Raw genomic sequence first — 10,846 nt, forward strand, 5'->3', positions numbered from 1 at the left:
GCCAGTTACGGCTGTCTCAGCAACGCGCGTACCAGCGGACGGGGTCCCGACGGCCGAAGTAGCTGGCTTGCGGGCCGGGGGCGCACCCGTTGGGGCCACCAGAACCAGCGCCCCAGCAGTGCGGCCACGGACGGCGTCATGAAGGCGCGCACGATCAGTGTGTCGAACAGCAGACCAAGACCGATGGTCGTGCCGATCTGACCGATGACCACCAGGTCGCTCACGATCATGGACGCCATGGTGAACGCGAACACCAGGCCCGCATTTGTCACCACCTTGCCGGTGCCACCCATCGCGCGAATGATGCCCGTCTTTATGCCGGCGCCCACTTCTTCTTGCATACGGGCTACCAATAGCAAGTTGTAGTCGGACCCCACTGCCAGCAGGACTATCACCGCCATGATGAGCACGAGCCAGTGTATTTGGATGCCCAGTAGATATTGCCAGAGTAGAACGGCGAGGCCGAAGGACGCGCCCAGCGAGAGCAAAACCGTGCCTACGATAACGAGGGCGGCGACGAAACTTCGCGTCATGATCAGCATGATGATGAAAATCAGGCAGACCGCCGCGACTCCCGCGATCATGAGATCGAACTTGGAGCCGTCAACAATATCCTTGGTCATTGCTGCCGTGCCGGTGAGGTAAACTTTCGCGTCTTCCAGGGGAGTCCCCTTGAGGCCCTCTTCGGCCGCAGTTTTTATCGCGTCGACTCGGGTCACTCCCTCTGGCGACGCCGGGTCGGCTCTTTGCGTGATCAGCATGCGGGCTGCTTTCCCGTCTGGTGACAGGAATATCTTCATGACGCGCTTGAAGTCCTTGTTGTTGAAGACTTCCGGTGCGATATAGAAGGAATCGTCGTTTTTGGATGCGTCGAAAGCTTTCCCCATGGCTGTCGCGTTGTCGCCGGCGGCATCCATCTGGTTGAAGATCCCGCTCATGGTGCTGTGCATGGTCAGCATCATGGTCCGCATGCTCTGCATGGTCTCGATCATCGGCGGGAATTGCGTGACGATTTGCGGCAGAATCGTGTCCAGGTGATCGAGGTCGCCAACCAGATTCCTCAGGTTGTCATCGATATAGTCGACACCGTCGAGTGCGTCGAATACGGATCGCAGCGACCAACATATCGGAATATCGTAGCAGTGCTTTTCCCAATAGAAGTAGGAGCGAATCGGCCGCCAGAAATCTTCAAAGTCCGCAATATGGTTGCGCAGCTCTTCGGTGATCGCCTGTATTTCGTGCGTATTGCCCACCATGTGATGAGTGGTGGCCACGAGCTGCTGCATGACGTTATACATGTTGCGCATGATGTCGATTGTTTTCGCCAATTCGTCGGCCTGCGTGAGCATTTCATTCATGCGGGCCTTCTGGAATGGCATCATCTGCAGCTGCGCAGCGTTCTGAATGCTGAGCAGGAACGGTATCGACGTGTGGGCGATCGGGGTGCCCTCGGGCTTGGTCAGGCTTTGCACGCGGGAAATGCCCGGAACCGCGAGGATCTCTTTGGCCACCTTGTGCAATACCAGCGCGTCCGCCGAGTTTCGCAGATCGTGGTCGGCCTCGATCAACAGGACCTCGGGCGACATCATTCGCGACTGCGGAAAATGCCGCTGTGCAGCCTCGTACCCCAGCGCGGCAGGGATATTCTTCGGGAGGAACTTCATATCGTTGTAGCTGGGCTTGTATCCCGGCAACGTCAATAGCCCGATAAGCGCGACTGCCGTTGTCGCGATGAGGATAGGCGCCGGCCACCGGACGATCGATGTGCCTATTCGTCGCCAGCCGCGTGCTGAGAACCGCCGCTTGGGATCGAACAGACCGAAACTACCCCCGACATGAATAACTGCCGGAACGAGCGTGAGCGCGACGATGACCGCAACGATCACACCAAGTGCGCACGGAATGGCGAGCGCCTGGAAATGGGGCAGCCGGGTGAACTTGAGGCAGAAGAGCGCGCCGGCGATCGTCAAACCGGAGGCTAAGACGATCTTTGCGACTCCGTGATATGTAGTGTAGAAGGCCGTTTCCCGGTCTTCACCCGCTTGGCGCGCCTCGTGATATCGACCGAAGAAGAATATTCCGTAGTCGGTTCCCGCCGCGATCCCGATGGATACCACGAGATTAATGGCGAATGTAGTAAGTCCGATGAAACCGTGATCGGCGACGAGCGCGACAATTCCTCGCGCCACCTGCAATTCTATTCCGACCATTACCAGTAAAAGAATTACGGTGATAACCGAACGGTAGACGATCAGCAACGTAGTGAAGATGACCGCGAGGCTCACCAGCGTGATCATGACGACCGTGCGGTTACCACTGGTGCTCATCTCCGCAACGATCGCCGCCGGCCCGGTGACGTACGCCTTGACCCCCGCCGGGACGGGCTTGGTGCGGTCGACAACGGTCCGCACCGCCTCGACCGATTCGTTCGCCAGGGTCGAGCCCGGCCTGCCGGCCAGGTCTAGCTGCACATATGCGGCCTTGCCGTCTGAGCTTTGCGCTGCGGCTGTCGTGAGTGGATCGCCCCAGAAGTTCTGGATGTGCGTCACATGTTTCGTATCGGCCTGTAACTGATTAATCAGGCTGTCGTAGTACCGGTGCGCTTCGTCGCGTAGGGGCTGCTGACCCTCCAGGACGATCATCGCCACACTGTCGGAAGTCTTTTCCCCGAAGTCCTGGCCCATGCGGGTCATCGCCTTGAACGACGGTGCATCGGTGGGATTCAGCGATAGCGAATGCGCTTTCTCGACCTGCTCCAAGGGCGGGACAACGACGCTCACGATGACGGTTATCAACAACCACGCCAAGATGATCGGGACCGACAGCCGGTAAATCCACCGTGCTGCGGGTGGTCGCTCCGCGTGCTGGGTGTCCACGTGGTTGGCGCTCATGCTGCCTTCAACAGGCAGTAGGTGAACGCGTTGGTTTCGTTCGAGTCGTTGTGGGCTTTGATCTCATTGTCGACCGAGATGCGGCAGCCAATACTGTCACTGTCGCCCTGCGCCATGACATTTCCGACGGCCGTCGCCGCGCTGATCGGGAAGTCCAGCGTCCACGGCAGGGGTTGCTTCTTGAGCTGTCGAGGTTCGCCCTCGGCGTCGAAATAGCTGATGTCGGCCACCGTTCCTGGGGCTCCGAAGACCTCGTACTTCAGGTGCTTGGGGTTGTACGGCTTGTTTTCGTCGATTCTGGTGTCCCCATACGAGAGTCGCTTCTCGGAGCCGAAGATGCCGTGCAATCGCGACACGGTGAAGCCGCCGGCTACCACCACCGCGACTATGACGAGCAGGACCCACAGCCGCCTCAGCACCCTGGTAATTGGAAACCCCCGATTTCGACGACTCTGCCGAGATCCGTTCGGCGTTGGAGGCGCGGCTGCAGGCTCGTCAGCACGTCGCCATTGAGTAGGTCGGTGACCTGATTGTTGGCCAACGTCGGGAGCACCCACGTTAGCGACATCGGTCCGCGCCTGCGCAACATCATGCACACCGCGTTCCACCACCGCATCAACCTCCCACCCGTTCCAGAGCCGGCGTCGTCGCAGCCGCCCAGTGCGAAACTACGACCCGGCTGCAACACCCGTCGACGGTACATGGAATGTGGTTGTCGTCGCAGGCGAACCGTGCGACGGTTTTTACAGCCCTGCAGCGCATCGGTGAACGCAACCCGATCTTGCCGAGTAAACCATGTCGGTGACGTCCATATCGAGCCGTTTCCAACGCGATATGGGATCGTAATGCACGCCGCGCGCACGGCACGCAACCGACCTGCCGCATCCACTCGCAAATCACGTGATGTGCATCGTCCGCGGCGGTCGTGTCGTTACCGTCCGGCGCTCTCCGGAGCAGACGCGAACAGCGGCTTCGCGAACCGACTAACGACATTGACAAAGCGCGGCTGAGGTTGGCGCGGCTACTTGGTCTTCGTATTACGCGAGGCCGACCGGGAGCCAAGAACACCGGCCGGCCGCTGCGCCATGAATATTGAAGAAGCCGTTAATTCTTTTAGCGCGTAACCACTCTCGATTCGGTTGTGCTTTTGGCGCCGCGGACGCCTGACGGGCTGCTCTCCGCGGAGTGGCGAAACACCACAACCGTACCCATCGCTGCAGTTCACAGCACCCGAAACCAAGTGCACACAGATTATTGCGGCACAGGAAAGTGCCACACCAGAATGTTTGGCGAAACCCGCACAGGCCCTGCTGCCCTCCACTAGGGTTTGGGACGGTTTCACTTGTATCGACTAGGCCGTCTGGGGAACCTGTGAGCATCAATCCGTTCGACGACGACAGCGGAAGCTCTTTGGTTTTGGTCAGCGTCGTTTTGATCAACGACGAGCAGCAACACAGCCAGTGGCCGGCCTTTACCGATGTTCCAGTCAGTTGGCGGGTGGTTTACCGCGAAGCCGATCCCGCTGCGCGTTTCGACTACATCCAACAGAACTGGGCCGATATCTGGCCGTTGAGTCGGTGCGAGCGATTACCAGCGGGTGGGGTTTTCACAGAAATAAGCCGTGTGACTTGGGGGAGTCTATGGAGCCTAGGGACCGGGCGCTTCCGCTGACGCGGGCCCAGCTGGAAATCTGGCTTGCGCAGGAAACGGCTCAGCTCGGTACGGAGTGGCAACTCGGCCTTTTCTTGCGGATCGACGGTCCGGTTGAACGTGACGCGTTGGAGTGGGCGATCCGGCGGGCCGTAAACGAGGCCGAACCAGTCAGGGCCGGCTTTTTCGAGGCGGATGGCGAGGTTTTCCAAACGGTCATCGATGACCCTGATGTCACGGTGGCCTTCCATGATCTGTGCGGCTCGAGCGATCCGCTTCACGATGCTCACGAGATCGCGGCATCGATCCAGCGCACGCCAATGCCGATTACCGGCCCATTATTCAAATTCGCATTGTTTGAGGTGCAACCCAATGAGTTCTACCTATTCTGGTGCTGCCATCACATCGTCGCGGACGGATCAGGCATTGCGCTGATTGGTCAGCGGATTGCAGCGCTCTACTCGGCAATTGTTTCTGGCACACCAATCCCGGCCGCGTTTTTCGGATCCCTGCAGGACTTGATTGACTGCGAGCTCGGATACGAAGAATCCAAGGATTATCTGGCGGATCAGGACTACTGGACCAGGAATCTTCCAGCGGAAAGCGCCGTCCACGATCCGCTGCCCCCAGCTGCGGGCGAGCGTGATCCGTACTGGCCTTCTGCGCCGGTTCGATTGGACCCGGTGGTCCTTCGCCGAGTCGAGGCGTTGTCCCGCATGTGGAATGTGCCTCGATCATCGGTGATCACCGCGGCCTGCGCGCTATTAGTGCGTGGGTGGCGCGCCGGGAATTCAGAGGTGGTGTTCGACTTCCCAGTCAGCAGGCGCGTGTCTCCGGAGTCGAAGACGCTTCCCGGCATGGTTGCCGGCGTCGTGCCGCTGGTGCTGGAGATATCGCCGGAAGCTACGGCTGCCGGCCTGTGCAGATATGTTGACTCCCGAATACGGGAAGCGGTGCAGCACCAGCGATTTCCGGTACAGGCCCTGGAGCGCAAAGCCCGCCATCGCGGGGTCGGACAGCCACCACCCGACCGGGTGACCATCAATTTTCTTCCGTCCAGGTTCACCGTGGCCTTCGGCGGCGTCACGGCATCGGCGTCACTGACTTACAGCGGCCTGGTTAGCGGCTTTGGACTGTTGTTTTCCAGCGACGGCGACGACCTCTTTCTCAGTACAGCGGGCGCTGGGCAGCCGTTTTCGAATTATGACGTCGCTGATCTGGCGGGAAGGTTGGAGCGGCTGTTGACGGCAATGGCCGCCGATCCAGGGCGGCGGCTGATCTCGCTCGATCTGCTCGATGCGGCTGAGCATGCCCGGCTGCAGGAGTGGGGTAACCGGGCGGCGCTGACTCAGCCCGCGAGCACCCCGAGGTCGATTCCGGCGTTGTTTGCCGCGCAGGTGGCGCGAACCCCGGCCGCGGCGGCGCTCGGTTGTGATGGTCGCTCGATGACCTACCGGGAGCTTGACGAAGCCGCAAATCGGTTGGCGCACATGCTGTCCGCGCACGGTGCGCGCCCGGGTGAGCGGGTGGCGCTGCTGTTGCCCCGGTCGGCTGAGGCGATTGTGGCGATTTTGGCGGTGCTGAAGACGGGGGCGGCCTACGTGCCGATCGACCCGGCGGTTCCGGCGGCGCGAGTGGAGTTCATGCTGGCCGATGCCGTTCCGGTGGCCGCGGTCACCACGGCGGACCTGCGGCCGCGGCTGGAAGAGCATGATCTGGCGGTCATCGATGTCGACGACCCGCGTGTCCAGACCTATCCGGGCACGGATTTGCCGGCGCCCGCGGCCGACGACATCGCCTACCTCATTTACACCTCCGGTACGACCGGTGTGCCTAAGGGAGTGGCGGTCAGCCACCGCAACGCGACCCAGTTGCTGGAGGTCGTGGACAGCTACCTGCCGTCGGGGGTCTGGACGCAGTGTCATTCGTTTGGGTTCGACTCCTCGGTGTGGGAGATTTTCGGTGCGCTGCTCCATGGTGGGCGGCTGGTGGTGGTGCCCGACTCGGTGGCCAGTTCGCCGGACGACTTGCACGCGTTGCTGGTAGCTGAGCGGGTCACTGCGCTGGCCCGTACCCCGTCGGCGTTGGGGGTGTTGTCGCCGCAGGGGTTGGGGCAGCTGGCGTTGGCGGTGGCCGGCGAGCCCTGTCCGACTGAGGTGGTGGATCGGTGGGCGCCGGGGCGGCTGATGCGCAATGCCTACGGCCCGACCGAGACGACAATGGTTGTGACGTTCAGCGCGCCGCTGCCGGCGGGGTCGGGGACGGTTCCGATTGGCTCGCCGGTACCCGGGGCGGCCTTGTTTGTGCTGGACGGGTGGTTGTGTCCGGTGCCGGCCGGTGTGGTGGGCGAGTTGTATGTGGCCGGCCGGGGTGTGGCGTGTGGGTATGTCGGCCGGGCGGGGTTGACCGCGTCGCGGTTTGTGGCATGCCCGTTCGGCGGCGCTGGCGGCGCCGGACAGCGCATGTATCGCACCGGGGATCTGGTGTATTGGGGTGCTGACGGGCAGCTGGTCTACCTGGGTCGTGCCGATGAGCAGGTCAAGGTCCGCGGGTACCGGATCGAGCTGGGTGAGATCCGGGCGGCGCTTTGCGGGCTGGACGGGGTGGATCAGGCGGCGGTGATCGCGCGTGAGGACCGTCCCGGCGACAAGCGTCTGGTCGGCTACATCATTGGCACCGCCGACCCGGCCGGCGTGCGGAGCGCGCTGGCCGAACGACTTCCGGCATATATGGTGCCCGCCGCGGTGGTGGTGCTGGAAACGCTGCCGTTGACCGCCAACGGCAAACTCGACGTCCGCGCCCTGCCGGCCCCGCAATACCAGGACGGCGACCGTTATCGGGCACCGGCCAGCGCGATCGAGGAAATCCTGACCGGCATCTACGCCCAGGTGCTCGGGCTGGATCGAGTCGGCGTCGACGAGTCGTTCTTCGAGCTGGGCGGCGACAGCATCTTGTCGATGCAGGTGGTGACTCGAGCGCGGGCGGCCGGTCTGCTGTTTCGGCCGCGCGATGTTTTCGTCCAGCAGACCGTGGCCCAGCTGGCCCGGGTGGCGGGGGTGGCCGAGGGCGCCGGTGGGCCGGTCGACGAGGGTATCGGGCCGGTGGTGGCGACGCCGATCATGCGCTGGCTGGCCAGTGTCGATGGGCCGGTCGAGCAGTTCAACCAGACCATGGTGCTGCGGGCCCCTGCGGGGGTGACCGAGGCCGACGTGGTGGCGGTGTTGCAGGCGCTGGTGGATCGGCATGGCATGTTGCGGCTGCGGGTCGATGACGACGGCTCCGGCGGCTGGACGCTGCAGGTGCCCGAAGTGGGGTCGGTGGATGCCCGCGGGTGCCTGCGGGCGGTGGACGTGCTGTCGGAGGAATCGCTGGTCGAGGCGCGCTCGCGGTTGAACCCGGCCGCCGGGGTGATGCTGAGCGCGGTGTGGGCGGCGTCGACTGGCCAGTTGGCGTTGGTCATTCACCACGTGGCCGTCGACGGGGTGTCCTGGCGGGTGTTGGTGGAAGACGTCAATATCGCCTGGGTTCAGCATCACAGCGGGCAGCCGATCGCGTTGCCGGCGGCGGGGACGTCGTTTGCCCGGTGGGCGTCGCTGCTGGCCGAGCATGCACGCACTGCGGCGGTGGTGGATCAGGCCGAGACGTGGTGTCAGGTGGCGGCGACCCCGCCCGCGTTGCCGGCGGTGCAGCCTGAGGTCGATACGTTCGCCACGGCCGGACACCTGTCGGTGTCGCTGGATTCCGAGACGACGCGGATGCTGTTGGGCGAGGTGCCGGCGGCGTTCCATGCCGGGGTGCACGACATTTTGTTGATCGCGTTCGGGCTGACGATCGCCGAGTTTGTCGGCAGCAGTGGCGCGCCGATCGGCATCGACGTCGAGGGCCATGGGCGGCACGAGGAGCTGGCCGCCGATGTGGACCTGACCCGAACGGTGGGTTGGTTCACCACCAAATATCCGGTGGCTTTGACTGTCGGGGGACCGGACGGCGATGTGACCTGGGCGCAGGTGATGGCCGGCGAGGCGGCGTTGGGGGCGCTGGTCAAGGATGCCAAAGAGCAGCTGCGCGCGCTGCCCGACCCGCTGAGCTACGGTCTGCTGCGGTATCTGAACCCCGATGTTGAGCTGGCCGGCGCGGTGTCGGTAATCGGGTTCAACTATCTGGGGCGGCTGGGGGCAGAAGCCGAGGATTCCGGTGATGTGTGGCGGCTCGCCCAGGACGCGTTGTCGCTGACCGGCGCTGCCGCGGCTATACCTATGCCCCTGCTGCATACCGTGGAGCTCAACGCCGGCGCCGTTGACACCGACGCCGGACCGCGATTGGACGCGAACTGGTCGTGGGCGCCGTCGGCGCTGGATCACGGCCAGGTCAGTCGTCTTGGCCGGTTGTGGTTCGAGGCCCTGGCCGGGATCTGCGCGCATGTGCGCCGCGGTGGGGGCGGGTTGACGCCGTCGGACATCGCGCCGGCCCGGTTTACCCAGCAGCAGCTCGACGAACTCCAGCAGCACGACCGGGTCGCCGATGTGTTGCCGCTGACACCATTGCAGCAGGGTCTGCTGTTTCATGCCAGCACCACGCAGGGCGGCGACAATGTGTATGCCGTGCAGCTGGACATCGCTTTGGGCGGCGCTCTGGATTCACAGCGGTTACGCGACGCGGTCCACACCGTGCTGGCTCGCCATCCGAACCTGGCGGCGCGCTTCTGCGCCAAGTTCGACGAGCCGGTGCAGGTCATCCCGGCCGATCCGGTGCTGCCCTGGCGGTATGTCGACTTGGACGTCATTGACGTCGACGGCCCAGATGTCGACGAGCAGGTCCAAGAGGTGTGCGCGGCTGAGCGTGCCGCAGTGTGCGATCTCGGTGACCCGCCGGCCTTTCGGGCGGCGCTGATCCGCATCGCAGCAGATCGGCACCGATTTGTGCTGACCAATCACCACATCGTGCTCGACGGGTGGTCGCTGCCGATCCTGCTGCGGGAGATCTTCGCCGCCTATTACGAACAGCGCCTGCCCGCGGCCGCGTCGTATCGCAGCTTTGTGACCTGGCTGGCCGGGCGGGATCGCGGCGCGGCCCACGCTGCCTGGCGCGAAGTGCTGGCCGATTTTGACACCCCCACCCTGCTTGCTCGGCTGAATCGGTTAGGGCAGGGGCGGCGAGACGCTGCATTGTTCTGGGTGTCTAGGGAGACCACCCGGGCTCTTGGCGAATTGGCGCGCGCGCAGCACACCACCGTCAACATCGTGCTGCAGGCCGCGTGGGCGCAGCTGCTGATGTGGCTGACCGGCCAGCACGATGTCGCCTTCGGCACCGCGGTCTCGGGGCGGCCGGCCGAGCTGGCCGGCGCGGACTCGATGCTGGGGCTGTTGATCAATACGGTGCCGGTGCGGGCCCACAGCACTGCGGCGACCACCATCGCAGGCTTGCTGGATCAGCTGCAAGAGGCCCACAACCACACGCTCGAACATCAGCATCTGGCGCTGGCCGAAATCCACCGCCTCACCGGTCACGACCAGTTGTTCGACACCTTGTTCGTCTACGAGAACTATCCCGTGGACACCGCCGAGTTGGTAGGCGACCAAGGGTTGGCCATCACCGAATTCGCCCTCCACGAATCCACCCACTATCCGTTGACGGTGGCGGCCATCCCGGGCGACGAACTGGGCCTCCGTGTCGAGTACGACCCCGAGGTGTTCGACGCGGCCGGCGTCGAGGCGCTGTTCGCACGGTGGCGCGGGGTGCTGGTGGCCATGACCGCCGATCCGGCCCGGCGGCTGTCCACGATCGATTTGCTCGATGCCGACGAGCTGGCCCGGCTAAACGGTTGGGGTAATTGTGCGGTGTTGACCCGGCCTGCTGGGGTGTCTGTGTCGATTCCGCAGGTGTTTGCCGCGCAGGTCGCCCGCACGCCCGAGGCGGTGGCGCTCACGTGTGAAGGCCACTCGTTGACGTATCGGGAGCTTGATGAGGCTTCGACGCGGTTGGCGCATCTGCTGGTTGAACACGGTGCGGGCCCGGGGCAGTGTGTGGCGTTGTTGTTGTCGCGCTCGACGCAGGCGATTGTGGCGATTGTGGCGGTGCTTAAGTCGGGGGCGGCGTATGTGCCGATTGATCCGGCGTTGCCGGGGGCGCGGATTGAGTTCATGCTCGCCGATGCCGCCCCGGTGGTGGCGCTGACGACCGCGGATTTGCGGGGGCGCCTGGATGGGTGTGCGGTGGCGGTCCTGGATGTCGACGACCCCAGAATCGACGCGCAACCGAGTACGGGGTTGGCGGCGCCGGCACCCGACGATATCGCGTATCTGATT

The 10,846-nt window shown here is 63.7% G+C and carries 5 protein-coding genes; 2 read left to right on the forward strand and 3 right to left on the reverse strand.

Going from position 1 to position 10,846, the window contains the following annotated elements:
• Nucleotides 1-5 precede the first annotated feature (5 nt).
• Genes AC5Y21_RS08745 through AC5Y21_RS08755 form a run of 3 tightly spaced genes read right to left on the reverse strand, consistent with a single transcriptional unit; the run spans nucleotide 6 to nucleotide 3,579 of the window.
• Nucleotides 6-2,891 carry an MMPL/RND family transporter gene (locus AC5Y21_RS08745; RefSeq protein WP_499911342.1) on the reverse strand — a complete coding sequence of 962 codons (2,886 nt, stop codon included), beginning with the start codon at nucleotides 2,889-2,891 and terminating at the stop codon, nucleotides 6-8.
• Nucleotides 2,888-3,307 (reverse strand): MmpS family transport accessory protein, encoded by a 420-nt coding sequence (locus AC5Y21_RS08750; RefSeq protein WP_499911375.1) that lies wholly within the window; start codon nucleotides 3,305-3,307, stop codon nucleotides 2,888-2,890. The genes AC5Y21_RS08745 and AC5Y21_RS08750 overlap by 4 nt, the downstream gene beginning before the upstream one ends.
• Nucleotides 3,304-3,579: a hypothetical protein gene (locus AC5Y21_RS08755; RefSeq protein ID WP_499911344.1), complete on the reverse strand. Its 276-nt coding sequence runs from the start codon at nucleotides 3,577-3,579 to the stop codon at nucleotides 3,304-3,306. Before AC5Y21_RS08755 ends, AC5Y21_RS08750 begins: the two co-directional genes overlap by 4 nt.
• 683 nt (nucleotides 3,580-4,262) lie before the next feature.
• Here AC5Y21_RS08755 and AC5Y21_RS08760 point away from each other — a divergent pair.
• On the forward strand, nucleotides 4,263-4,562 hold the full coding sequence (locus tag AC5Y21_RS08760) for an MbtH family NRPS accessory protein (protein WP_499911345.1): 300 nt from the start codon (nucleotides 4,263-4,265) through the stop codon (nucleotides 4,560-4,562).
• Nucleotides 4,532-10,846: amino acid adenylation domain-containing protein (locus AC5Y21_RS08765; RefSeq protein WP_499911347.1), on the forward strand; the 6,315-nt coding region annotated here is incomplete at its 3' end. The genes AC5Y21_RS08760 and AC5Y21_RS08765, both read left to right, overlap by 31 nt.

The sequence above is a fragment of the Mycobacterium sp. NGS41 genome (assembly GCF_059812725.1).

Coding starts and splice junctions, on each gene's coding strand:
- AC5Y21_RS08745 (WP_499911342.1), bottom strand. CDS start 2,891: ATGAGCGCCAACCACGTGGACACCCAGCACGCGGAGCGACCACCCGCA.